The 25,266-nt window shown below is 68.3% G+C and carries 22 protein-coding genes; 1 reads left to right on the forward strand and 21 read right to left on the reverse strand.

The window, feature by feature from the left end:
* Positions 1 to 77: 77 nt before the first annotated feature.
* Positions 78 to 2,219, reverse strand: coding sequence for a sodium-translocating pyrophosphatase (locus ACI7BZ_RS16520; protein WP_414118250.1), 2,142 nt, complete (start codon positions 2,217 to 2,219; stop codon positions 78 to 80).
* Positions 2,220 to 2,472: 253 nt separating this feature from the next.
* Between ACI7BZ_RS16520 and rimO the strand changes: the two genes are divergently transcribed.
* Complete coding sequence (gene rimO / locus ACI7BZ_RS16525; RefSeq protein ID WP_414118251.1) at positions 2,473 to 3,816, forward strand: 30S ribosomal protein S12 methylthiotransferase RimO; 1,344 nt, start codon at positions 2,473 to 2,475, stop codon at positions 3,814 to 3,816.
* Between the two features lie 39 nt (positions 3,817 to 3,855).
* Here rimO and ACI7BZ_RS16530 read toward each other — a convergent pair whose 3' ends face one another.
* The 20 genes from ACI7BZ_RS16530 to ACI7BZ_RS16625 form a co-directional block, all read right to left on the reverse strand.
* A complete protein-coding gene (locus ACI7BZ_RS16530; RefSeq protein ID WP_414118252.1) occupies positions 3,856 to 4,128 on the reverse strand; it encodes a DUF1467 family protein in 273 nt (90 codons plus the stop codon).
* Positions 4,129 to 4,197: 69 nt separating this feature from the next.
* Entirely contained in the window at positions 4,198 to 4,602 is a 405-nt protein-coding gene (mce, locus tag ACI7BZ_RS16535) for a methylmalonyl-CoA epimerase (RefSeq protein ID WP_414118253.1), read from the reverse strand.
* A 73-nt stretch (positions 4,603 to 4,675) separates the two neighbouring features.
* Positions 4,676 to 6,346: a ribonuclease J gene (locus ACI7BZ_RS16540; RefSeq protein ID WP_414118254.1), complete on the reverse strand. Its 1,671-nt coding sequence runs from the start codon at positions 6,344 to 6,346 to the stop codon at positions 4,676 to 4,678.
* 203 nt (positions 6,347 to 6,549) lie between these two features.
* Positions 6,550 to 7,317, reverse strand: a complete 768-nt coding sequence (locus ACI7BZ_RS16545; protein WP_414118255.1) for a biotin--[acetyl-CoA-carboxylase] ligase — start codon at positions 7,315 to 7,317, stop codon at positions 6,550 to 6,552.
* A gap of 3 nt (positions 7,318 to 7,320) precedes the next feature.
* Complete coding sequence (gene nuoN / locus ACI7BZ_RS16550) at positions 7,321 to 8,751, reverse strand: NADH-quinone oxidoreductase subunit NuoN (protein ID WP_414118256.1); 1,431 nt, start codon at positions 8,749 to 8,751, stop codon at positions 7,321 to 7,323.
* A gap of 16 nt (positions 8,752 to 8,767) precedes the next feature.
* On the reverse strand, positions 8,768 to 10,279 hold the full coding sequence (locus tag ACI7BZ_RS16555; RefSeq protein WP_414118257.1) for an NADH-quinone oxidoreductase subunit M: 1,512 nt from the start codon (positions 10,277 to 10,279) through the stop codon (positions 8,768 to 8,770).
* 2 nt (positions 10,280 to 10,281) lie between these two features.
* Positions 10,282 to 12,207, reverse strand: a complete 1,926-nt coding sequence (nuoL, locus tag ACI7BZ_RS16560) for an NADH-quinone oxidoreductase subunit L (protein ID WP_414118258.1) — start codon at positions 12,205 to 12,207, stop codon at positions 10,282 to 10,284.
* 4 nt (positions 12,208 to 12,211) lie between these two features.
* Positions 12,212 to 12,520, reverse strand: a complete 309-nt coding sequence (gene nuoK, locus ACI7BZ_RS16565; RefSeq protein WP_024278575.1) for an NADH-quinone oxidoreductase subunit NuoK — start codon at positions 12,518 to 12,520, stop codon at positions 12,212 to 12,214.
* Positions 12,521 to 12,529: 9 nt separating this feature from the next.
* The gene (locus tag ACI7BZ_RS16570; RefSeq protein ID WP_414118259.1) at positions 12,530 to 13,144 is read right to left on the reverse strand and encodes an NADH-quinone oxidoreductase subunit J; all 615 of its coding nucleotides are present in this window, start codon (positions 13,142 to 13,144) and stop codon (positions 12,530 to 12,532) included.
* A 176-nt stretch (positions 13,145 to 13,320) separates the two neighbouring features.
* Positions 13,321 to 13,809 (reverse strand): NADH-quinone oxidoreductase subunit NuoI, encoded by a 489-nt coding sequence (nuoI, locus tag ACI7BZ_RS16575; RefSeq protein ID WP_203192867.1) that lies wholly within the window; start codon positions 13,807 to 13,809, stop codon positions 13,321 to 13,323.
* A gap of 55 nt (positions 13,810 to 13,864) precedes the next feature.
* On the reverse strand, positions 13,865 to 14,884 hold the full coding sequence (gene nuoH, locus ACI7BZ_RS16580) for an NADH-quinone oxidoreductase subunit NuoH (protein ID WP_414118260.1): 1,020 nt from the start codon (positions 14,882 to 14,884) through the stop codon (positions 13,865 to 13,867).
* A 54-nt stretch (positions 14,885 to 14,938) separates the two neighbouring features.
* Positions 14,939 to 17,017, reverse strand: a complete 2,079-nt coding sequence (gene nuoG / locus ACI7BZ_RS16585; protein WP_414118261.1) for an NADH-quinone oxidoreductase subunit NuoG — start codon at positions 17,015 to 17,017, stop codon at positions 14,939 to 14,941.
* Between the two features lie 15 nt (positions 17,018 to 17,032).
* Entirely contained in the window at positions 17,033 to 17,404 is a 372-nt protein-coding gene (locus ACI7BZ_RS16590) for a bleomycin resistance protein (protein ID WP_414118262.1), read from the reverse strand.
* A gap of 4 nt (positions 17,405 to 17,408) precedes the next feature.
* The gene (gene nuoF / locus ACI7BZ_RS16595) at positions 17,409 to 18,713 is read right to left on the reverse strand and encodes an NADH-quinone oxidoreductase subunit NuoF (protein WP_414118263.1); all 1,305 of its coding nucleotides are present in this window, start codon (positions 18,711 to 18,713) and stop codon (positions 17,409 to 17,411) included.
* Between the two features lie 5 nt (positions 18,714 to 18,718).
* Positions 18,719 to 19,594, reverse strand: a complete 876-nt coding sequence (gene nuoE / locus ACI7BZ_RS16600) for an NADH-quinone oxidoreductase subunit NuoE (protein ID WP_414118264.1) — start codon at positions 19,592 to 19,594, stop codon at positions 18,719 to 18,721.
* Positions 19,595 to 19,683: 89 nt separating this feature from the next.
* Positions 19,684 to 20,871: an NADH-quinone oxidoreductase subunit D gene (locus tag ACI7BZ_RS16605; RefSeq protein ID WP_414119190.1), complete on the reverse strand. Its 1,188-nt coding sequence runs from the start codon at positions 20,869 to 20,871 to the stop codon at positions 19,684 to 19,686.
* 32 nt (positions 20,872 to 20,903) lie between these two features.
* Positions 20,904 to 21,533, reverse strand: a complete 630-nt coding sequence (locus tag ACI7BZ_RS16610) for an NADH-quinone oxidoreductase subunit C (protein ID WP_414118265.1) — start codon at positions 21,531 to 21,533, stop codon at positions 20,904 to 20,906.
* Positions 21,534 to 21,563: 30 nt separating this feature from the next.
* A complete protein-coding gene (locus tag ACI7BZ_RS16615) occupies positions 21,564 to 22,148 on the reverse strand; it encodes a NuoB/complex I 20 kDa subunit family protein (protein ID WP_414118266.1) in 585 nt (194 codons plus the stop codon).
* The gene (locus tag ACI7BZ_RS16620) at positions 22,139 to 22,504 is read right to left on the reverse strand and encodes an NADH-quinone oxidoreductase subunit A (RefSeq protein ID WP_414118267.1); all 366 of its coding nucleotides are present in this window, start codon (positions 22,502 to 22,504) and stop codon (positions 22,139 to 22,141) included. Before ACI7BZ_RS16620 ends, ACI7BZ_RS16615 begins: the two co-directional genes overlap by 10 nt.
* Positions 22,505 to 22,970: 466 nt before the next feature.
* Positions 22,971 to 25,037, reverse strand: a complete 2,067-nt coding sequence (locus ACI7BZ_RS16625; RefSeq protein WP_414118268.1) for a DUF3300 domain-containing protein — start codon at positions 25,035 to 25,037, stop codon at positions 22,971 to 22,973.
* Positions 25,038 to 25,266: the final 229 nt, after the last annotated feature.

The raw sequence follows: 25,266 nt of genomic DNA on the forward strand, positions 1-25,266 counted from the left end.
CGTCCGCCCCCCGGACCTGTCACGCAGATCCGCCGGGGCCGGGACGCCTGCACGTCCCGGCCCCGGCGCTTTTCACTTCAATGCCCCAGCACCGCCAGAAGCAGCAGGGCGACGATGTTGGTGATCTTGATCATGGGGTTCACGGCGGGGCCGGCCGTGTCCTTGTAGGGGTCACCCACCGTGTCGCCGGTGACGGAAGCCTTGTGCGCCTCCGAGCCCTTCATGTGGCGCACGCCGTCCTTGTCCACGAAGCCGTCCTCGAACGATTTCTTGGCATTGTCCCAGGCGCCGCCGCCCGAGGTCATGGAGATGGCCACGAACAGGCCGGTGACGATGACGCCCAGCAGCATGGCCCCCACCGCCGAGAAGGCCGCAGACTTGCCCGCGACCCCGCCGCCCGCCACGAAATAGATGGCGAAGTAGCAGACGATGGGCGAGAGCACCGGCAGCAAGGAGGGGATGATCATCTCCTTGATGGCGGCCTTGGTCAGCATGTCCACGGCGCGGGAATAATCCGGCTTCTCGGTGCCGGCCATGATGCCCGGCTTCTCGCGGAACTGCCGGCGCACCTCCTCCACGATGGCGCCGGCGGCCCGGCCCACCGCCGTCATGCCCATGGCGGCGAACAGGAAGGGCAGAAGGCCGCCGAACAGCAGGCCCACCACCACATAGGGGTTCTCCAGCGAGAAGTTCGGCGCCACCCCGGCGAAATAGGAGCCGGGCGCCGCCTGGGCCACGAAATACTTCAGGTCCTGGCTGTAGGCGGCGAACAGCACCAGCGCGCCGAGGCCGGCGGAGCCGATGGCATAGCCCTTGGTGACCGCCTTGGTGGTGTTGCCCACCGCGTCCAGCGCGTCGGTGGACTGGCGCACCTCCTTGGGCAGGCCGGCCATCTCGGCGATGCCGCCGGCATTGTCCGTCACCGGGCCGAAGGCGTCGAGCGCCACGATCATGCCGGCCACCCCCAGCATGGTGGTGGCGGCAATGGCGATGCCGAACAGGCCGGCAAGGCCGTAGGCGCACAGGATGCCGGCGATGATCACCAGGGTCGGCAGCGCGGTGGATTCCAGCGAGACGGCGAGGCCCTGGATGATGTTGGTGCCGTGCCCCGTCACCGAGGCCTGGGCGATGGACACCACCGGGCGATAGCCGGTGCCGGTGTAATATTCGGTGATGACGACGATGGCGCCGGTCACCGCGAGGCCGACGAGGCCGCACAGGAACAGGCTGGTGCCCGTATAGCCCACCCCCTCGATCGCCCCGAAGCCGGGCAGGAGCCAGGTCACCGCCGCCAGGGCGATGACCGAGAAGCCGGCGGTGGCCATCAGCCCCTTGTAGAGCGCCCCCATGATGGAGGAGTTCGCCCCCAGCCGCACGAAGAAGGTGCCGGCGATGGAGGTGAGGATGCACGCCCCGCCGATGGCCAGCGGATAAAGGATCATGGTGGAAAGCGTCGCCGGCACCGCGGCGAAGAAGATGGCCGCCAGCACCATGGTGGCCACCACGGTCACCGCATAGGTCTCGAACAGGTCCGCCGCCATGCCGGCGCAGTCGCCGACATTGTCGCCCACATTGTCGGCGATGGTGGCGGGGTTGCGCGGGTCATCCTCCGGGATGCCGGCTTCCACCTTGCCCACCAGATCGCCGCCCACGTCGGCCCCCTTGGTGAAGATGCCGCCGCCGAGCCGGGCGAAGATGGAGATGAGCGAAGCGCCGAAGCCCAGCGCCACCAGCGCATCCACCACCGTGCGGCTGTTGGGCGCGAAGCCCAGGAGCTGGGTCAGGACGCCGAAATAGACGGTGACGCCGAGCAAGGCGAGCCCCGCCACCAGAAGGCCCGTCACCGCCCCCGCCTTGAAGGCGAGGTCGAGGCCGCCGGCCAGCGACACGGTGGCCGCCTGCGCGGTGCGCACATTGGCGCGCACCGACACGTTCATGCCGATGAAGCCGGCAAGGCCGGACAGGATGGCGCCCACGGCGAAGCCCACCGCCACCAGCCAGCCGAGGAAAATGCCCACCACAACGAAGATGACGACGCCCACCACGCCGATGGTGGCGTACTGGCGCTTCAGATAGGCCTGCGCCCCCTCGGCGATCGCCGCCGCGATCTCCTGCATCCGCGCCGTTCCCGGGTCCGCCTCCATCAGCGTGCGGACAGCCCATGCGCCATAAGCCACGGCCAGCAGGCCGCAGGCGATGATCAACACCAAAGCCAGCATCTATCCCACCCTTTTCGTTTCCTGCCCGTCTTCTTTTATGCCCCGAGTGTGAGGGGAGCCGTGATCCACGGCAAGAGGCGCCAAGGCGAACTGTCGCAGCATGGAGCCCCTCCAGTTGGAGGCGGGATTGCGCCGCGGCCGCGCGCGCCGCAGGCGGACCCCGAGCCCTCATGCCCGGCGCGGGATTGACGGGACGTCCGCCCTCCCCTATCGCCTGCCGTATCCATAAAGCTTGAAGAGCCCCGTCGCGCCCATGGCCGAGCCTGCGCAGAAGTCGCCCCGCATCTCCTTCGTCTCCCTCGGCTGCCCCAAGGCGCTGGTGGATTCGGAGCGCATCGTCACGCGCCTGCGGGCCGAAGGCTATGAGCTGACCAAGACCCACACCGGGGCCGACCTGGTGGTGGTGAACACCTGCGGCTTCCTCGACAGCGCCAAGGCGGAGAGCCTGGCGGCCATCGGCGATGCGCTGGCGGAGAACGGCAAGGTGGTGGTCACCGGCTGCATGGGCGCCGAGCCCGAGCAGATCCGCGAGGTGCACCCGAGCGTGCTCGCCATCACCGGCCCGCAGCAATATGAGAGCGTGCTCGCCGCGGTGCATGCGGCGGTGCCCCCCGCCCACGACCCGTTCCTCGACCTGGTGCCCGAGCAGGGGGTGAAGCTCACGCCCCGGCACTATGCCTATCTGAAGATCTCGGAAGGCTGCTCCAACCGCTGCACCTTCTGCATCATCCCCAAGCTGCGCGGCGATCTGGTCTCGCGCCCGGCCGGCGACGTGCTGCGGGAGGCCGAGCGGCTGGTGAAGGCGGGGGTGAAGGAGCTGCTGGTCATCTCGCAGGATACCTCCGCCTACGGCATGGACCTGCGCTATGCGGCGAGCCCCTGGAAAAGCGCCGACGGCGAGCGGGAGGTGGCGGCGCGCTTCCTCGATCTCTCCCGGGCGCTGGGCGGGCTCGGCGCCTGGGTGCGCCTGCATTATGTCTATCCCTACCCCCATGTGGACGCCATCATGGAGCTGATGGCGGCCGGCACGGTGCTGCCCTATCTCGACATTCCCTTCCAGCACGCCAGCCCCACGGTGCTGAAGCGCATGAAGCGCCCGGCCGCGCAGGAAAAGACCCTCGCCCGCATAAAGGCGTGGCGCGCGGCGGTGCCGGACCTCACCCTGCGCTCCACCTTCATCGTCGGCTTTCCCGGGGAGACCGAGGCGGAATTCGCCGAGTTGCTGGCCTTCCTGGAGGAAGCCGAGATCGACCGCGCCGGCTGCTTCAAGTTCGAGCCGGTGCGCGGGGCCGATGCGAACGCCCTTGCCGACCCCGTGCCCGACGCGGTGAAGGCCGAGCGCTACGACCTTTTCATGCGCACCCAGCAGAAGGTTTCCGCGCGCCGGCTGAAGAAGAAGGTGGGCACCCGCCAGCAGGTGATCATCGACGCCGTGACCGCCGACGGCGCCATCGGCCGCACCAAGGGCGACGCGCCGGAGATCGACGGCACGGTGAAGGTGTTCTCCCGCCGCCCGCTGCGGGTGGGCGAGATCGCCACGGTGAAGATCGAGGCCGCCGGCCCCTACGACCTCACCGGCACCGCGGTGGGCTTCTGACCTCAGCCGGCCGGGCCGCGTACGCCGCCGCGCCCTTTCTCAGCCGCGCTTGGCGTCGAAGGGCATGGGCAGGTCCTCCAGCAGGATCACGCCGCTGGTGATCAGATAGACGATGCCCGCCGTCACCACCGCCGCCAACAGGGAGGTGGCCAGCGCCTTGCGCAGCAGGTGCGGCCGCACCGGCGCGCCGGGGTCGGTTCCCGGCGTCACGTCCGCGCTTTCCGCCTGGGAGCGCACGCCCCACGGCAGCACCGCGAACAGGGACACCCACCAGACGATGAAATAGATGGCGACGACGGCACCGATCGACACGCTCGCTCCTCACGCGAAAGGATGCACGCGCCGGCACCGCCCCGCGGGGGCCGCGCCGGCGCGGGGACATCAGGCCTGCTCCAGCTCCACCAGCGTGCCGTTGAAATCCTTGGGATGCAGGAACAGGACCGGCTTGCCATGGGCGCCGATCTTCGGATCGCCCGAGCCGAGCACCCGCGCGCCGGCCGCCTTCAGCTGGTCGCGCGCCACCAGGATGTCGTCCACCTCGTAGCAGATGTGGTGGATGCCGCCGTCCGGGTTGCGCTCCAGGAACTTGGCGATGGGGCTGTCGGCGCCCAGCGGCTCCAGGAACTCGATCTTGGTGTTGGGCAAAGTGACGAACACCGTGGTCACGCCATGCTCCACCTGCGGCACCGCGGCGGAGACATCCGCCCCCAGCGTGTCGCGATAGAGCGCGGCGGCCGCGGAAATGTCGCGCACGGCGATGGCCACATGGTTCAGGCGTCCGATCATGATCCCCTCCAGCTTCCTGCGATCCATAACAAAGGCGCGCGCCACGGGAAACACGCCGGATGTCGAAGCCGCATCACACCTCCAGGATGTGCACGTGGCACACCGGCTTCTTGCCCCACACCGCATTCACCGCCGCGCGCACCGCCCGTTCCAGGGTTTCGGCAAGGGCGTCGGGGTCGCGGCGGCGGGCCTTGGGCAAATTGTCCAGGGTGGCCACAACCGTGTCGAGCACGTGGTCCAGCATGTCCACGCCGCCCTCGCCGCGCTCCGGCACGCCGGTGATCTCCACCGAGGGATCGCCGGCGATGCCGCCCTGCCGGTCCACCGCCACGGCGATGGACACCGCGCCCACGAAGCTGAGCTTGCGCCGCTCGGGAATGGTGCGGCCGCCCTCGGCCAGCAGCAGCCGGCCATCCTTGTAGAGCCGGCCGAAGGGCACGTCGTCCACCCGCTCGGCCGGGCCGGGGGCCAGGCGGATCACCTGCCCGTCATAGCAGGTGACCACCTCCGGCACCCCGAGGCCCTTGGCCAGCAAGGCGTGCTCATGCAGGTGCAGGGCCTCGCCGTGCACCGGCACCGCCACCTGGGGGCGGATCATCCGGTACATCTCCATCATCTCGCCGCGGCGGGGATGGCCGGAGACATGGACCAGCGCGGTGCGGTCCGTGAGCACCTCCACCCCGCGCTTGATGAGCGCGTTGACGATGTGGTTCACCACCTTCTCGTTGCCGGGAATGGTGCGCGAGGAGAACACCACGAGATCGCCGGGGGAGAGCGCGATCTCCGGGTGGTCGTCGTCGGCGATGCGGCGCAGGGCGGCGCGCGGCTCGCCCTGGCTGCCGGTGAGGATGGCCACCACCCGCTCACGCGGCAGGAAGCCGTAGGCCTCCGCCGAGCGGAAGGCCGGCACGCCATCCAGCAGCCCCTGCTCGCGCGCCACGCCGATGACCCGCTCCAGGGCGCGGCCCACCACCACCACTTCGCGCCCGTTGGCATGCGCCGCCTGGGCGATGGCGCGCACCCGCGCCACGTTGGACGAGAAGGTGGTGAACGCCACCCGGTGCTTGGCCTTGGCCACCACCGCGGTCAGGGATTCGGCCACATCCTTCTCCGAGGGGGAAACCCCGTCGCGGATGGCATTGGTGGAATCGCAGATGATGGCACGAACGCCCTCGTCGCCGAGGGCCTTCAGCCGGGCGATGTCGGTGGGCTCGCCCACCAGCGGGGTCGGATCGAGCTTCCAGTCGCCGGTATGCAGCACCAGCCCGGCCGGCGTGCGGATGGCCACCGCATGGCTGTCGGGGATGGAATGGGAGACCGGCACGAACTCCACCGAGAACGGGCCGATCTGCACCTGCGCCCCGGCCCGCACCACGGTGATGGGCAGGGAGGACGGCGCCCCCGGCTCCCCCGCCCTCTTGGCCTCCAGCAGGCCGGCAGTGAAGCGCGTGGTGAAGATGGGGCACTTGAGCTTCGGCCACAGGTCGAGCACGGCGCCCACATGGTCCTCATGGCCGTGGGTCAGCACCAGGCCGGCGATGTTCCTCTTCTCGGCTTCGAGGAAGCGGATATCGGGCAGGACGAGATCGACCCCCGGGGCCTCCTCGCCGGCGAAGCTCATGCCGAGGTCCATCACCAGCCAGGAGCGCGCCTTGCGGGGGCCGAAGCCGTAAAGGCCGAGATTCATACCGATCTCGCCCACACCGCCGAGGGGGGCGAAGACCAGTTCGTCGTTGGGTGCCATCAATGGGTCGCTTCCAGGAACTGTGCCCGCCGGGCCGGGTCACACGGAGGCGGGCTGGCGGGCCGGATAGGATGGACCTCCGGATGCGGCGGGGAGCCGAAAGGGCGGAGGCAGGGAAAGGCAAGGTGACGCATGATGAGGCCCGGGCGCCGCATTGCAAGCCTTGCGCGCGGTCAATTCGGACTGCGACAGCCCCGCGGCGCTCAATCCGGCTTGCCGAGGGAGACGTCGCCCGCGGTGATGATCTCGGCCACGCCGTCGCGCCGGCGCAGCATCATGGCGCCGCGCGCGTCGATATTCTCGAACCGGCCCACCACCTCGCGCGTGCCGATCTTCACGCTCACCTGGTCGCCCATGCCCAGCGCATGGCGCATCCAGTCGGACCGGATGGCGGAGAAGCCGTTGCCCGCGTTCCATTGGTTGAGCCGCACCGCCATGGCCAGGTCCAGCGCCTCCAGCAGCCGGTCGGGGGCGGTCGGGGCGCCGCTGGCCTCCAGGCTGGTGGCCTTGTAGGGCAAATCCTCGGGGTGATGCAGGCAATTGACGCCGAAGCCGATGACCGCCGCCGGCCGCCCCGAGGGATCGCTGCCGCCTTCCACCAGGATGCCCGCCACCTTGCCGCCTTCCAGCAGCAGGTCGTTCGGCCATTTCAGCTTCAGCTGCTCCGCCGGGATCTGCGGCGCGGCGGAGAGCACCGCATCGCGCAGGGCGAGGCCGGCCACGAAGCACAGCTGGGCAAGGTTGGCCACCGGCGCCGGATTGGGCAGCACCAGGGAGGCGAAGAGGTTGCCCAGCTCCGACGTCCAGGGCCGGCCGCGCCGGCCGCGCCCCGCGGTCTGGATGTCGGCCACCAGCCAGACGGGAACCGTCTCGCCACGCTGGATGCGCGCCATCCCCTCGGCGTTGGTGGAGCCGATCTGCGTGAAACGGATGATGGGGACCGTGGAACCCTGGAATTCGTAATGAGCCATCGTTCAGAAGAGCGAACGGGCAGCGGCACCCGCCGCCTCGATGAGAGGAGCGGGATAGACGAAATAGAAGATGGTGAAAAGCCCGCTCACCGCCAGAACCGCCTTCAGCTCCGTGGGCATGGGGTCGAAGGCGTCCGCCGGCTCGTCGAAATACATGACCTTGACCACCCGCAGGTAATAGAAGGCGCCCACCACCGAGGCGAGCACGCCCACCACCGCAAGGCCGTAGAGCCCCGCCTGGATCGCCGCCACGAACACATAATATTTCGCCAGGAAGCCGGCCAGGGGCGGAATGCCGGCCAGGGAGAACATGAGCGCGCCCAGCATCAGCGCCATCAGCGGGTTGCGGCTGGACAGGCCGGCCAGATCGTCCACCGTCTCCACCGCCTGCCCCTTGCGGCGCATGGTGAGGACGCAGGCGAAGGTGCCCAGCGTCATGACCACATAGATGGCCATGTAGACCAAAACGCCGCGCACCCCTTCGGGCGTGCCCGCGGCCAGCCCCACGAGGGCGAAGCCCATGTGGCCGATGGAGGAATAGGCCAGCAGCCGCTTGATGTTGCGCTGGCCGATGGCGGCGAAGGCGCCGAGCACCATGGAGGCCAGCGAGACGAAGGCGACGATCTGCTGCCACTGGTGGGTCACATGGGGGAAGGCTTCGATGACCACCCGCACGAAGATGGCCATGGCCGCCACCTTGGGAGCGGAGGCGAAGAAGGCCGTGACCGGGGTGGGCGCGCCTTCATACACGTCCGGCGTCCACATGTGGAACGGCACCGCCGACACCTTGAAGCACATGCCCGCCAGAAGGAAGACCATGCCGAAGATCAGGCCCAGGCTGGGCTCCTTGGCCACGGCGGCGATCTCGTGGAAATTCACCGAGCCGGTGAAGCCGTAGATCAGCGAGGCGCCATAGAGCAGCATGCCCGAGGAGAGCGAGCCCAGGACGAAATATTTCAGGCCCGCCTCGGTGGAGCGCACCGAATCCCGGTTGATGGCGGCCACCACGTAGAGCGGCAGGCTCATCAGCTCCAGGCCCAGGTAAAGGGCGATGAGGTCACCCGCCGACACCAGCATGAACATGCCCAGGGTGGCGATGACCATGAGCACGGCATATTCGAACTTGGCCTGCTTCTCCCGCGCCTGCCAATCCACCGACATGATGAGGGAGACGAGGGCGCCCAGCACCGCCAGCAGCTTCATGAAGCGGCCGAACGGATCCAGCACCAGCGAGCCGTGGAAGGCCGAGAGCTCGCCCGCCGGCGACAGCATCACCAGGATGCCGGCCGCCGCGAGCACGGCGATGGCCAGCCCGGTGACGAGGTTTGCCGCCCCCTCCCCGCGGAACGCGCCGATGAGGATCAGCGCGATCGCCGAGATGGCGAGCACCAGTTCGGGCAGGACCGCGCCGAGGGGAGGCAGGAGCTGCGACATGAGGCGTCCTTAAGGTCTAAAAGCTCAGCAGCAGGGCGGTCTTCACCGCGCCCGCCACAGAATCGGTGCGCGCGACCACCGCGTTCACCGCATGGGAGGTCATGTTCAGGATGGGCGCCGGCCACACGCCGAAGAGGATGGTGATGACCACGAGCGGCACCAGGATGGCGGCTTCGCGCGGGGACAGGTCCATCATGCTCTTCAGCTTTTCCTTCTCCAGCGGCCCGAAGATCACCCGCAGGTAGAGCCACAGGGCATAGGCCGCCGAGAGGATGACGCCGGTGGCCGCGAAGAAGGCGATCCAGGTGTTGCGCTCGAACGCCGCCAGCATGGTGAGGAACTCGCCCACGAAGCCCGAGGTGCCCGGCAGGCCCACATTGGCCATGGTGAACACCATGAGCACCGTGGCGTAGAGGGGCATGCGGTGCACCAGCCCGCCATAGGCCGCAATCTCGCGGGTGTGCAGGCGGTCGTAGATGACGCCCACGCACAGGAACAGCGCGCCGGAGACGAAGCCGTGGGAGACCATGAGGAACATGGCGCCCTGCAGGCCCTGCTCGTTCATGGCGAAGATGCCCATGGTCACGAAGCCCATGTGGGCGATGGACGAATAGGCGATCAGCTTCTTGATGTCCTCCTGAACGAGGGCCACCAGCGAGGTGTAGATGATGGCCACCACCGACAGGGTGAACACCATGGGCGCGAAATAGTGGCTCGCCTCCGGGAACATGGGCAGCGAGAAGCGCAGGAAGCCGTAGCCGCCCATCTTCAGCAGCACGCCCGCCAGGATGACCGAGCCGGCCGTCGGCGCTTCCACATGGGCGTCCGGCAGCCAGGTGTGCACCGGCCACATGGGCATCTTCACCGCGAACGAGGCGAAGAAGGCCAGCCATAGCCAGAACTGCATGCCCGAGGGGAAGCCGTGGGTGAGCAGGGTCGGCACGTCGGTGGTGCCCGCCTGCCAGTACATGGCCATGATGGCCAGCATCATCAGCACCGAACCGGCCAGCGTATAAAGGAAGAACTTGAACGCCGCGTAGATGCGCCGCGGTCCGCCCCAGATGCCGATGATGAGGAACATCGGGATGAGGCCGCCCTCGAAGAAGAAGTAGAAGAGGACCAGATCCAGCGACGTGAAGGTGCCGATCATCATGGTCTCAAGGACCAGGAAGGCGATCATGTATTCCTTGACGCGCTTGTGCACGCTCTCCCACGAGGCGAGGATGCAGAAGGGCATGAGGAAGGTGGTCAGGATCACGAAGGGCAGGGAGATGCCGTCCACGCCCATGTGGTAGGCGGCCAGATCGCCCAGCCACGGCTTCTTTTCCACGAACTGGAAGCCGGGCGCCGCGGCGTCGAAGCCGGGCAGCAGCAGCAGCGACACCACGAAGGTCACGAGGGTGGTCCACAGGGCCACCCAGCGGGCATTGCGCGCCGAGACCTCGTCGTCGCCCCGCACCACCAGGATGAACAGGGCGCCGATGAGCGGCAGGAAGGTTACGACGGAGAGGATGGGCCAGTCGGTCATCGTCACACTCCGGCGAACATGAACCAAGTGATGAGGGCCGCGACGCCGATGAGCATCACGAATGCGTAGTGGTAGAGGTAGCCGGTCTGCAGCCGCACCACCCGTCCGGTCACGTCGAGCACGCGCGCGGACACGCCGTCCGGCCCAAACCCGTCGATGATCGTGCCGTCGCCCCGCTTCCACAGAAGCCGGCCGATCCACAGGGCGGGCTTCACGAAGATCCGGTCATACAGCTCGTCGAAATACCATTTGTTGAGCAGGAACTGGTACAGCGCGTCCTGCGACTTCGCCAGCGCCACCGGCACCTTCGGGTTCATGATGTAGAACCAGTAGGCCACCAGGAAGCCGAGCGCCATCATCACCGTGGGCAGGTATTTCGCCCAGCCGGGAATGTCGTGCATGGCATGCAGGATGTGGTTCTCCGCCCCCATGAAGATGGAGTGGCGGAAGAAGTGGTGCACACCCTCGCCGACGAACACGTTGTAGAGCAGGAAGCCCGAAACCACCGAGCCGAAGCCCAGCACCCCGAGGGGAATGGTCATCACCTTGGGCGATTCGTGCGCCGCCTCGTAGTGATGGTGATCGTGCGGGTGGCCATGGAAGGTCATGAACACCAGGCGCCAGGAATAGAAGGAGGTCAGCGCCGCCGCCGCCACCGTCATGGTCCAGCCGTAGACCCCGAAATAACTGTGCGAGGCCCAGGCGGATTCGATGATGGCGTCCTTGGAATAATAGCCGGCCAGGAAGGGGAAGCCGGTGATGGCCAGGGTGCCGATGAGCATCATGGCATAGGTGAAGGGGATCTTCTTGTAGAGCCCGCCCATGTGCCGCATGTCCTGCTCGTGGTGCATCGCATTGATGACCGAGCCGGCGCTGAGGAACAAAAGCGCCTTGAAGCAGGCGTGGGTGACCAGGTGGAACATGCCGATGGAATAGGCCCCCGCCCCCATGGCCACGAACATGTAGCCGAGCTGGGAGCAGGTGGAATAGGCGATCACCTTCTTGATGTCGTTCTGCACCAGCGCGATGGTGGCGGCGAACATGGCCGTGGTGGCGCCGATGAGCATCACCACGTCCAGCGCGGCGGGCGACAATTCGAAGATGGGCGACATGCGCGCCACCATGAACACGCCGGCGGTCACCATGGTGGCCGCATGGATGAGGGCGGAAACCGGGGTGGGCCCCTCCATGGCGTCGGGCAGCCAGGTGTGCAGCAGGAACTGCGCCGACTTGCCCATGGCGCCCACGAACAGCAGCAGGGCGATGACGGTGGGCGCATCCCACGGGTGGCCGAGGAAGTTTATGGTCTTTCCGGCGAGGCCCGGCGCCGCCGCGAAGATCTGCTCGAACGCCACCGAGCCGGTCATCACGAACAGGGCGAAGATGCCCAGCATGAAGCCGAAGTCGCCCACGCGGTTGACCACGAAGGCCTTCATGGCTGCCGCATTGGCCGAGGGCTTCTGGTACCAGAAGCCGATGAGCAGGTAGGAGGCAAGGCCCACGCCTTCCCAGCCGAAGAACATCTGCAGAAGGTTGTCCGCCGTCACCAGCATCAGCATGGCGAAGGTGAACAGCGACAGATAGGCGAAGAAGCGCGGCCGGCTCGGGTCCTCGTGCATGTAGCCGACGGAATAGAGATGCACGAGGGACGACACGGTGGTGACCACGATCAGCATGATCACGGTCATGGTGTCGATGCGGAACGCCCAGTCGATCTTGAGGTCGCCCACATGGATCCACTGCATCACCTGCACGCGGGTGTCGTGCTCGCCGAAGCCGACGGCGAAGAAGGCGATCCAGGCCAGGAGGCAGGCGATGAAGAGGAAGGAGGTGGTCACCACCTCGCTCGCCCGCGCGCCGATGCTGCGGCCGAACAGGCCGGCGATGAGAAAGCCGAGAAGGGGGAGGAAGACGATCGCCTGATACATGGCCTCAGCCCTTCATGGCGTTGATGTCCTCGACGGCGATCGAACCGCGGTTGCGGTAGAATACCACGAGGATGGCGAGGCCGATGGCCGCCTCGGCCGCCGCGACGGTGAGGACGAGCAGCGCGAACACCTGTCCCGTCAGGTTGCCCAGGAAGGCCGAGAACGAGACGAGGTTGATGTTCACGGCGAGCAGGATCAGCTCCACCGACATGAGGATGACGATCACATTCTTCCGGTTGAGGAAGATGCCGAGCGTCCCGAGCGTGAACAGGATCGCCGCGACCGTGAGGTAATGGGAGAGACCGATATCCATGCCCGCCCCCTACAGACCCTGGCCCGGACGCACCTTGACCACTTCCATGGTGGTCTCGGGCGTCCGCGCCACCTGGGCCGAAACGTTCTGGCGCTTCACGTTCACCTTGTGGCGCAGGGTGAGCACGATGGCGCCGATCATGGCGACCAGGAGCACGAAGCCCGCCGCCTGGAAGAAGTAGATGTAGTCCGTGTAGAGCACCCGCCCGAGGGCGACGACGTTGCTCACGTCGCTGGCCGCCTGCGGCGCCGACTTCACCGCCGACGCGACGCCCGGGCCCGCCACCCAGGAGCCCACCACCAGGATCAGCTCGGCGAGGAAGATGAGCCCCACCACGACGCCCACCGGCAGATATTGCAGGAAGCCCTGGCGCAGCTCCACGAAGTCCACGTCGAGCATCATCACGACGAAGAGGAACAGCACCGCCACCGCGCCCACATAGACCACCACCAGGATCAGCGCGAGGAACTCCGCGCCGATGAGGATGAAGAGGCCCGCCGCGTTCACGAAGGCGAGGATGAGGAACAGCACCGACTGAACCGGATTGCGCGATGAGATCACCATGAAGGCGGATGCCACCAGCACAAAGGCGAAGAGATAGAAAAACGCCGCCGCGACGCTCATGCGCGAAGCCCCCCTCCCCGCGGCGCGCAAGCGCCGGTCATTTCCGACCCCTTAAGGCGGCCGGTGCATGGATTGCCTTGACGCATCCCAAAAGTCCACTGTCGTGACGCCGCGCAGGACGCGGGGCGCCGGGCCGATCCATGAAGCCAGCCCGAAGCCGGCCCCCCAATGCGAACTCAGCGGTAAGGCGCATCGAGCGCGATGGACCGCGCGATCTCGCGCTCCCACCGGTCGCCGTTCGCCAGCAGCTTTTCCTTGTCGTAATAGAGTTCCTCACGGGTTTCCGTGGCGAACTCGAAGTTCGGGCCTTCCACGATGGCATCCACCGGGCAGGCCTCCTGGCAGAAGCCGCAATAGATGCACTTCACCATGTCGATGTCATAACGGGTGGTGCGGCGCGTGCCGTCGTTGCGGCGCGGCCCGGCCTCGATGGTGATGGCCTGCGCCGGGCAGATGGCCTCGCACAGCTTGCAGGCGATGCAGCGCTCTTCCCCGTTGGGATAGCGGCGCAGGGCATGCTCGCCGCGGAAGCGCGGGGAGAGCGGCCCCTTCTCGAACGGATAGTTCAGGGTCGCCTTGGGCTTGAAGAAATAGCGCATGGCGAGGAAGAAGCCCGAGACGAGCTCGGTGAGGAAAAGGGCGCGCGCGGCCTGATCGAGCTTCATGGACGCTCTCCCGCAAGGCGGTGCGGATGGGGGCAGGGATGGCGCGGTGCGGCGATCATCGCGGCGCCGTCCCGGTGAAGTGCAGCACCGCCGCCACCACGACGACAGCCACCAGCGAGATGGGCAGGAACACCTTCCAGCCCAGCCGCATGAGCTGGTCGTAGCGATAGCGCGGCACCATGGCCTTCGCCATGGCGAAGAGGAAGAACATGAAGCACAGCTTGAGCACGAACCACACCAGCCCCGGCACCCAGGTGAAGGGCGCGAACGGCAGCGGGGAGAGCCAGCCGCCGAGGAACAGGATGGTGGCCATGGCGCACATGGTCATGATGGCCACGTACTCGCCCAGCATGAACAGGAGGTAGGGCGTCGAGCCGTACTCGGTCATGAAGCCCGCCACCAGCTCCGATTCCGCTTCCACGAGATCGAAGGGCGGGCGGTTCGTCTCCGCCAGAGCGGAGATGTAGAAGATGACGAACATGGGGAACAGCGGCAGGAAATACCAGTTCAGCAGGCCGAGCCCGCCGTTCTGTGCCTCCACGATGGCGCTCAGGTTCAACGAGCCCGCGCACATCAGCACCGTGATGATGACGAAGCCGATGGACACCTCGTAGGACACCATCTGCGCCGCCGAGCGCAGGGCCGCCAGGAAGGGATATTTCGAGTTGGAGGCCCAGCCGGCCATGATGATGCCGTACACGCCCAAAGACGAGATAGCGAAGATGTAGAGCACGCCCACGTTGAGGTCGGCGATCACCCAGCCGTCGGCAATGGGCACCACCGCCCAGGCCGCCAGCGCCAGCACGCAGCTCACCAAAGGCGCCAGCAGGAAGATGACCTTGCTGGAGCCGGCCGGGATGGTGGGCTCCTTCAGCACGAACTTGAGCAGGTCGGCGAAGGATTGCAGCAGGCCGAAGGCGCCCACCACATTGGGCCCCCGCCGCAGTTGCACCGCCGCCCAGATCTTGCGGTCGGCCAGCAGGATATAGGCGATGAAGATGAGCAGTCCCACGAGCAGAGCCAGGCTCTGCCCGAGGATGATCAGCACATGGATAAGGGTATCCTGCCAGTTCATGTCCGCGATCCCGTGCCGCTGTCAGCCGTTTCGCTCGCCACCGTCGCCATCGCCCTACTCCGCCGCCTGCGCCGTCGCCGCAAGGCGAAGCGCGGAGCATTCGGCCATCACCGCAGAAGCGCGGGCGATGGGATTGGTGAGGAAGAAGTCCTCGATGGGCAGCGCAAAGGCCGCCTTGTCCACGCTGCCGCCGCGCTGGGCCAGGGCCGCCACCGCCGCCGGATCGGCCGCCGCCACCTCGTCGGTGTGGCCGAGATGGGGGTGGGCCGCCACCAGCTGGCTGCGCAGGGCGAACAGATTGTCGAACGGCAGGGTCTGCCCCAGCACTTCCGACAGCGCCCGCAGCACCGCCCAGTCCTCGCGGGCCTCCCCCGGGGGAAAGGCGGCGCGGTTGGCGAACTGCACCCGCCCTTCGGTGTTCACATAGAGGCCGGATTTCTCCGAATAGGCGGCGCCGGGCAGGATCACGTCCGCCCGGTGGGCGCCGGCATCGCCATGGGTGCCGAGATAGACCACGAAGGCGCCGGGGGCCACCTCCACCTCGTCCGCGCCGAGGAGGAAGGCCACGTCGAGCCCGCCCGCCGCCGTCATGGCCGCCACGTCGAGCCCGCCAGCGCCGGGCACCGCGCCCACATCCAGCGCGCCCACGCGCGCCGCCGCAGTGTGCAGCACCGAGAAGCCGTTCCACCCCTCCTTCACCGCGCCCACCGCCACCGCCACCCGGGCGGCCAGCGCCAGCACGGCGGCACCATCGGGACGCGCCAGCGCGCCCTGGCCGACGATCACCAGCGGCCGTTCAGCGCTGCGCAGCACCTCGGCGAAGCTGCCGGCGCCGGCGAGGTCGGCCAGGCTCTCCGGGCCGGAGCCCAGATATTCATAGGGATAGGTGAGGTCCACCTTGGGCCCCACCAGGCCAACCTTCAGCCCGCCGGCACGCCAGCGCTTGCGGATGCGGGCATTGATGACGGACGCCTCGTGCCGCGGATCGGTGCCCACCAGGAGGATGGCGTCCGCCGCGTCGATGCCGGCGATGCCGGGATTGAACACATAGCTGGCGCGGCCCGCCGCCGGGTCCAGGGCGGCGCCGTCCTGCCGGCAGTCCAGGTTGGCGGAGCCGAGCTTGCCCATGAGGGCCTTGAGCGCGAACACCTCTTCCACGCTCGCCAGATCGCCGACGATGGCGCCCACCCGCGCGGGGGCGGCGGCCTTCACCTTGGCGGCGACGGCGGCGAAGGCCGTGCTCCAGGAGGCCGGCACCAGCCGCCCGTCCTTGCGCACATAGGGCCGGTCGAGGCGCTGGACCTTCAGCCCGTCCCACACGTAGCGGGACTTGTCGGAGATCCATTCCTCATTCACGAGGTCGTTGTTGCGCGGCAGGATGCGCATGACCTCGCGGCCGCGGGTGTCGATGCGGATGTTGCAGCCCACCGCGTCCATCACGTCCACGGATTCGGTCTTGATCAGTTCCCAGGGGCGGGCGTGGAACTGATAGGGCTTGTGGGTAAGCGCGCCCACCGGGCACAGGTCGGCCACATTGCCCTGCATCTCCGAGCGCATGGCGTGCTCGAGATAGGTGGTGATCTCCATGTCCTCGCCGCGGCCGATGGCGCCGAGGTCCGGCACGCCGGCCACTTCCGTGGAGAAGCGCACGCAGCGGGTGCAATGGATGCAGCGGTTCATGGAGGTCCGCACCAGCGGGCCGATATATTTGTCCTCGACCGCCCTTTTGTTCTCGGCGAAGCGCGAGGTGTCCACGCCATAGGCCATGGCCTGGTCCTGCAGGTCGCATTCGCCGCCCTGGTCGCAGATGGGGCAGTCGAGCGGGTGGTTGATGAGCAGGAACTCCATCACCCCTTCGCGCGCCTTCTTCACCATGGGGCTCTTGGTGAGCACCACCGGCGGCTCGCCATTGGGGCCGGGGCGCAGGTCCTTCACCGCCATGGCGCAGGACGCGGTGGGCTTGGGCGGGCCGCCCTTCACTTCCACCAGGCACATGCGGCAGTTGCCGGCAATGGACAGGCGCTCATGGAAGCAGAAGCGCGGAATCTCGACGCCCGCCGCCTCGCACGCCTGCAGCAGCGTGTATTCGGCCGGGACATCGACTTCTGTGCCGTCGACGACGATCTTCGCCATCACTCCCACCTCGCCTTATGCCGCGCCGGGCGCGGCAACGGGAACGCCGACGCGCAACAGGTTGCCGTCCGGGTCCCACACATGGAATTCACGCATGCCCCACGACCGGTCCTCGATCGCCGAGATGCGCCCGCCTTCGGCCGCGCCCGCCATCTCGGCGTGCAGGGCCTCGATATTGTCCGGCCGCACATAGACCGAGGTCGCTTCGGCAATGGCCTTGTCGGCGCATCGCCAGAAATGGATTTCGATCTCCTCGTCGCGACCGATGATGGCGTAATCCTCCATCACCCCCTTCACGACGAAGCCGAGCTTGTCCCGATACCAGGCCGCGGCGACCGCAGGATCGGCCGCAGGCAGGGTGGGACAAAGCTGGGCGATGCGGGCCATCCCCTTACTCCGCCGCCACCGGAACCACCGAGACCGGATGCGGATTGGCCGCATATTGGTCGATGCGCTCTTCGATCACGTGGCGATAGTGCCGGATGAGGCCCTGCACAGGCCACGCCGCCGCGTCGCCCAACGCGCAGATGGTGTGGCCCTCGATCTGGGTGGTCACCTCCAGCAGCATGTCGATCTCGCGCTTCTGGGCGCGGCCCTCGGCCATGCGGCTCACCACGCGCCACATCCAGCCCGTGCCCTCGCGGCACGGCGTGCACTGGCCGCAGCTCTCGTGCTTGAAGAAGGCGGAGATGCGGGCGATGGCCTTGATGATGTCCGTGGACTTGTCCATCACCAGCACGCCCGCCGTGCCGAAGCTCGACTTCACCGCGCGGGTGCCGTCGAAATCCATGATCAGGTCTTCGCACTGCTCGGCCGGGATCACCGGGCAGGAGGCGCCGCCGGGGATGATGGCGAGCAAATTGTCCCAGCCGCCGCGCACGCCGCCGCCATGCTTTTCCACCAGCTCCCGGAACGGGATGCTCATGGCCTCTTCCACCACGCAGGGGGTGTTCACGTGGCCGGCGAGGCTGAACAGCTTGGTGCCCACGTTGTTCGGCCGGCCGATGCCGGAAAACCACGCCGCCCCGCGCCGCAGGATGGTGGGGGCGACGGCGATGCTCTCCACGTTGTTCACCGTGGTGGGGCAGCCGTAAAGGCCCATGTTGGCCGGGAACGGGGGCTTCAGGCGCGGCATGCCCTTCTTGCCCTCAAGGCTCTCCAGCAGCGCGGTTTCCTCGCCGCAGATATAGGCGCCGGCACCGTGGTGCACATAGAGGTCGAAGGGGTAGTCGAAGACGTTGGTCTTGCCGATGAGGCCGGCGTCATAGGCCTGGTCCACGGCCGCCTGCAGGCGCTCGCGCTCGAAGATATATTCGCCGCGCACATAGATGTAGGCCGCGTGGGCGCCCATGGCGAAGGAGGCGATCAGGCAGCCCTCGATCAGCGTGTGCGGATCGTTGCGCATGATCTCCCGGTCCTTGCAGGTGCCGGGCTCGGATTCGTCGGCGTTCACCACCAGATAATGGGGGCGCCCGTCGGACTGCTTGGGCATGAAGGACCACTTCATGCCGGTGGAGAAGCCCGCCCCGCCGCGGCCGCGCAGGCCGGAGGCCTTCATCTCGTTGATGATCCAGTCGCGGCCCTTCTCCAGGATGGCCTTGGTGCCGTCCCAGTTGCCGCGCTTGAGCGCGCCCTGAAGGCCGAAATCGTGGAAGCCGTAGAGGTTGGTGAAGATGCGGTCCTTGTCGGCGAGCATGTCTCTCACTCCTCCGGATCGCGGACGCCGGTGCCGGACTTCACCGGCTCGCGGTCGGAGCCGGTGACGGACGGGCTGGACGCCTGGGCTTCGTCGGCCACCGCCTCGCGCTTCTCGCGGGTGTCGGCGCCATCGGCTGCCTTCTCCTGGGCGGCGGCCACGGCGCCGGTGGGGTCGGCCGGGCTTTCGACGGCAGCGCGGGGCTGGCCGGCGGAAAGCAGGTCCGGCGCTTCCGCCGTGGGGGTCCCCGCCAGGGACCCGATGGTGGTGGTGAAGGCGTAGAGCGCGGGATCGGTCAACACCCGCAGGCCGCCCTCCGGCTCGGAGCCGCGGCGGCTGTTCTGCGGCCCGATCTTCACCGGACGGCCGGCGGCGAGATCGTCCAGCAGAGTGGCGAAGCTCTCGGGCGTCAGGTCTTCGTAATAATCGTCGTTGATCTGCACCATGGGCGCGTTGGTGCAGGCGCCCAGGCACTCCACCTCCAGCCAGGAGAAGTTGCCATCGGCGGAAACGTGCCGCTCATGGCCGATCTTCTTCTTGCAGACCTCGCGGATCTCCTCGGCGCCGCGGAGCATGCAGGGCGTGGTGCCGCACAGCTGCACGAAATACTTCCCCACCGGCTCAAGGTTGAACATGGTGTAGAAGGTGGCGATCTCCAGCACGCGGATGTGCGCCATGCCGAGGCGGTCGGCCACCGCGCGGATGGCCGGCTCGGGCAGCCAGCCGCCGGCGGCCTTCTGGGTTTCCCACAGAAGCGGCACCACGGCACTGGCCTGCCGTCCTTCGGGATATTTCGCGGTCAGCTTCTGGGCAACGCTCTCCAGCTCCGGCGAAAAGGCGAAGCTCTCGGGTTGCTCGGCGGCGAGGCGGCGGACGGACATGGATCAGACCCCGGAGCTTGCGGCGTGCGCGCGGCACGCCGGCATCGGGCGGCAAGGAACCCGGCGGAGGGAAAGGGCGAAGCGGGCCATCAGCGGTCCACCTCCCCGAACACGATATCGAGCGAGCCCAGCACCGCCGACACGTCGGCGAGCATGTGGCCACGGTTGAGGAAGTCCATGGCCTGCAGGTGGGCGAAGCCCGGCGCGCGGATCTTGCAGCGATAGGGCTTGTTGGTGCCGTCGGACACCAGATAGACGCCGAACTCGCCCTTGGGCGCCTCCACCGCGGCATAGACGTCGCCCTCGGGCACGTGGAAGCCTTCGGTGTAGAGCTTGAAGTGATGGATCAGCGCTTCCATGGAGCGCTTCATCTCGCCCCGCTTGGGCGGCGCGATCTTGTGGTCGGTGGTGTGGACCGGACCAGGCTCCTTCAGCAGGCGCTCCACGCACTGCTTCATGATCTTGGTGGACTGGCGCATCTCTTCCATGCGCACCAGGTAGCGGTCGTAGCAGTCGCCGTGCTTGCCGATCGGGATGTCGAACTCCAGCTCGGAATAGCACTCGTAGGGCTGGGCGCGGCGCAGGTCCCAGGCGGCGCCGGAGCCGCGCACCACGGGGCCGGAGAAGCCCCAGGCCAGCGCATCCTCCAGCGACACCACGCCGATATCCACGGTGCGCTGCTTGAATATGCGGTTGCCGGTGACCAGGCGGTCGAGGTCGTCCACCAGCTTCAGGAACGGGTCGCAGAAGGCGCCGATGTCCTCCACCAGCGCGCGCGGCAGGTCCTGGTGGACGCCGCCGGGGCGGAAATAGGCCGCATGCATGCGGCTGCCCGAGGCGCGCTCATAGAAGATCATGAGCTTCTCGCGCTCCTCGAAGCCCCACAAGGGCGGGGTCAGCGCGCCCACGTCCATGGCGAACGTGGTGACGTTGAGGAGGTGGGAAAGCAGGCGGCCGATCTCGCAATAAAGCACGCGGACCAGCTGGCCGCGCCGCGGCACCTCGATGCCCAGCAGCTTTTCCACCGCCAGGCAGAAGGCGTGCTCCTGGTTCATCGGCGCGCAATAATCGAGCCGGTCGAAATAGGGCACCGCCTGGAGATAGGTCTTGGCCTCGATGAGCTTCTCGGTGCCGCGGTGCAAAAGGCCGATGTGCGGGTCCACCCGCTCCACCACCTCGCCGTCCAGCTCCAGCACCAGGCGCAGCACGCCGTGGGCCGCGGGATGCTGCGGGCCGAAATTGATCTGGAAGTTGCGGACCTTGTCCGCCGGCTTCATCTCGTCGGCAATATCAACCATGAGACGCTCCCTCAGCCGGCCTTGGGGGGTGCGGGCGGCTGGCCCGAGGCCTTCTCGTCGCCGGGAAGGACGTATTCCACGCCCTCCCACGGGGAGAGGAAGTCGAAGTTGCGGAACTCCTGCGGCAGGCGCACCGGCTCGTAGACGACGCGCTTCAGCTCGTCGTCGTAGCGCACCTCCACGAAGCCCGTGGTCGGGAAGTCCTTGCGCAGGGGGTGCCCGTCGAAGCCGTAGTCGGTGAGCAGGCGGCGCAGCTCGGGATGGCCGGTGAACAGGATGCCGTACATGTCGTAGGCCTCCCGCTCGAACCAGTTGGCGCCGACGAACACGCCGCAGATGGACGGCACGGGGGTGTCCTCGTCGGTCGCCACCTTCAGCCGCACGCGCAGGTTCTGCTTCAGCGACAGCAGGTGGTACACTACGTCGAAGCGCTTCTCCCGGGCGGGGTAGTCCACGCCGCACACGTCCACGATGCAGTGGAACAGGCAGGCGGGGTCATCCCGCAGGAAGGTGGCGACCTTCACGATCTGGGCCGGCTCCACGTCCAGCGAAAGGTCGCCATGGGCCACCTTCCAGCCGGTCACGGCGCCCGGCAGGGCAGCCGATACGTGGCTTGCGAGGTCCTTCAGGGTCTCGTCCATCTCAAGCATCCCGTCCCGAGCCCATGCGGCTCAGCGCTCGATGGTGCCGATGCGGCGGATCTTCTTCTGCAGCAGCAGCACGCCGTAAAGCAGCGCTTCCGCCGTGGGCGGGCAGCCCGGCACATAGATATCCACCGGCACGATGCGATCGCAGCCGCGCACCACCGCATAGGAGAAGTGGTAATAGCCGCCGCCATTGGCGCAGGAGCCCATGGAGATGACGTAGCGCGGCTCCGGCATCTGGTCGTAGACCTTGCGCAGCGCCGGGGCCATCTTGTTGGTGAGCGTGCCGGCGACGATCATCACGTCCGACTGCCGCGGCGAGGCGCGCGGCGCGAAGCCGAAGCGCTCCACGTCGTAGCGCGGCATGGAGGCCTGCATCATCTCCACCGCGCAGCAGGCGAGGCCGAAGGTCATCCACATGAGCGAGCCGGTGCGCGCCCAGGTGATGAGGTCGTCCGCCGTGGTGATGATGAAGCCCTTGTCCGCCAGCTCGGCATTGATCTCCTTGAAGAAGGGATCATCCGCGCCCACAGGGCGGCCGGTGGAGGGATCGACGATGCCGGTGGGGGCAGGTGCGATCTCGGGCTTGGTGGCCGAAGGGGTCAATCCCATTCCAGAGCTCCCTTGCGCCATTCGTAGATGAAGCCAACGGTGAGCACACCGAGGAAGGCCATCATCGACCAGAAGCCGAGGTCGCCAAGGCTGCCGAAGGTCACGGCCCAGGGGAACAGGAAGGCCACTTCCAGGTCGAAGATGATGAACAGGATGGAGACGAGATAGAAGCGCACGTCGAAGGTCATGCGCGCATCGTCAAACGCATTGAAGCCGCATTCGTAGGCCGACAGCTTCTCCGGGTCCGGGTTCTGATAGGCCACGAGAAACGGTGACACGAGCAGGGCAAGCCCGATCACCAGCGAGACGCCGATGAAGATCACCACCGGCAGATAATCCATGAGCAACGCGTTCATTTGCTCGCACCTCGGGGCGCATGTGGCAGCGCAAAAGTACCGCACTTGGGCGATGCGCTTGAAGCGTGACCGCGCCGTCTTCGGTTGGAGGAATTCGAAACGACGCCGCAGCCTTATCGCAGCGCCAGAGGGGAGGCAAGTGCGCGGTTAGGCCAAGTTGACCCTCGCTCCCGGCGGGGCGGGGGGACGGCCGGCGGCCGTCCGTTGCGGTCACGCTCCAGCCCCTCGGCGGCGCGGCGGAAAAGCGGCGTGCGCGGGGCCTTTCCATGGTTGCGCCGGCGGTGAGCCGGCTGATGGACCGCGGCGCGGCGGCGTGCTTCCGGCGCTGCGCCGGCGAACTTATCCATGCGACACAATGCCGTGCGCCCACCGTCGGCCGCGCCGCCGTTACCCGGGCGACCGGTGGGCGGGAGCGGCCGGCAGGGGCCCGTGCAACCCGAGTCGCACCGGCCCCGGCCAATCGTCATCAGCGCCGGACGCCGCGGCCGCCACCGCCGCCGCCGCGGAACTTGGCCCCGCCGCCGCCGCCACCGCCGCGGAACTGCGCAGCCCCACCGCCGCGGAACTGTCCGCCGCCACTGCGCATCTGCGGCGCGCCGCCGCCGCGGAACTGCCCGCCGCCCTGGAAGCGGGCCCCCCCGCCGCCACGCGGTGTGACACCCTGCGCGCGGGTCGGCTTGCGGAACTGCCCGCCCTGCGCGCCCGGACCGGCACGCCCGGCCTTGGGGCCGCTGTAGCCGCCGCCGGTGCGCACGCCGGGTTTGCCGCCGCCGGGCTTGTAGCCCGCGCCGCCGGACCGGGCACCGGGCTTGCCGGCAGCTCCTGCGGGCTTATAGCCCGCGCCGCCACCGGGACCACCGGGTCCACCCGGTCCGCCACCCGGCTTGCCGCCGGGCTTGAAGCCGGCACCACCCGCCCCCCCGGGCTTGTAGCCGCCGCCGGGCCGATAACCCGCGCCGCCCGGTCCACCCGCGCCGCCGGGCTTGAAGCCGGCCGCCCCCGGGCCACCTGGACCACCTGGACCACCCGGGCCACCGGGCTTGCCGGCTCCACCGGGCTTGAAGCCTGCTCCCCCCGGGCCGCCCGGTCCACCGGGCTTGAAGCCGGGGCCACCGAAACCGGGACCGCCGGGACCCCCCGGACGACCGGGGCCACCGGGACCGCCCGGACCACCGGGTTTGAAGTCGGGGCCACCGAAACCGGGACCGCCCGGGCCGCCCGGACGACCGGGGCCACCGGGACCGCCCGGGCCACCCGGACCACCGGGTTTGAAACCAGGGCCACCGAAACCGGGACCGCCGGGACCCCCCGGACGACCGGGACCGCCCGGGCCACCTGGGCCGCCCGGACCACCGGGTTTGAGGCCAGGGCCACCGAAACCGGGACCGCCGGGACCCCCCGGACGACCGGGACCGCCGGGACCACCAAAACCGGGACCACCGGGACGGGCGCCCGGCGGGCGGAACTTGCCGGGGTTCGGTTGCCAGGGCCGCATGCCCCCCGGGCCGCCGGGACCACCGGGACCGCCGGGACCACCCGGCCCACCGGGACCGCCGGGACCACCCGGCCAGCCGGGACCGCCGGGACCACCCGGGCCACCGGGCCAGCCGGGGCCGCCCGGCCCACCGGGTCCACCCGGCCAGCCGGGGCCGCCGGGACCGCCGGGACCCGGCCACGGGCGCGGGCCCGGCGGGCGCGGCGGCGGCGGGCGCCAGCCGGGATAGCCCGGCCACACCGGCGGATAGACCCAGCCGCGCCCCCAGTTCCACGAATTGTTCCAGGCATTGCCCACCAGCACGCCGGCGCCGAAGCCCAGCAGCCCTGCGCCCGCTACGGTGTAGATGCTGTAGGGGTCATAATCGGGCACATAGACCACTTCCGGGTCGGCGGGCGTGATGTAATAGACCGCGCCCCCGCCGCCGCTGCCCCCACTGCCGCCGCCGCTCGCAGGCTGGCGCGTCACCACCTGCTGCTGGGTGGATTTCAGGGCGCCCGCGGCATCGGCCTTGGCGCGCAGGGCCTGGATGGCCACCGAGACGTCTTCCGGCTGGTTGACGAAGGCGACGCCGATGGCGGTGGTGGCGTCGAGATCTTCGTTCAGCTTCTCCACCACCGTGGGAAAGCGCAGCAGCGCCTTCACGGTGGGGTCCCAGCCCTGGGCATCGGCGCCGGAAAAGTCGCTTCTGGCGATGGCCGCGCGGTTGCGCTCCGCCCAGCGGGCCGCCTGCACGATCTCGATGGGGTAGGCCGTGGCCGGCAGCATCTGCGCCAGCAGCGTATCGGGATAAAGCGCATAAGGCGCCAGCAGCTGTTCCAGCTGCTCAAGGGTGTAACGGTAGGCCCCCTCCGCCGTGGCCGGCGCATAGCCCGTCTCCGGCCCGGGGCCGGCTTGCGGCATCTGCTGCGGCATCTGGCCGGCCGGCGGCGCATAGGGCGCGGCGGGCGGCGGCGGCGGTGCGCCGCCATCGGGCAGCGGCGGGGTCTGCGCGAGAATGGGATAGACGCTGGTGGTCCAGCCGAAAGCCACGGCCACGGCCAGCCTTGACCACCCTGCCGGATTCCAGGGCCGCTTCTTATTTTGCGTCATGGCCGCTCCTCCACGCCACACACCGATGACAGTAGAAGACTTGGACCAAAAGCCGAGCGGCAAAATGACGTTCGTCAAGCTTTTGCGGCCGTTTCCGCCGGCCTGCGCAGCCATTTACCTCCATGCGGCGGCGGGCGCCGGAAAGCCGCCGCCGCAACCCGGCGCTGCAGGCGCC

Source organism: Xanthobacter sp. AM11 (genome assembly GCF_047444035.1).
Lineage (GTDB): Bacteria > Pseudomonadota > Alphaproteobacteria > Rhizobiales > Xanthobacteraceae > Xanthobacter.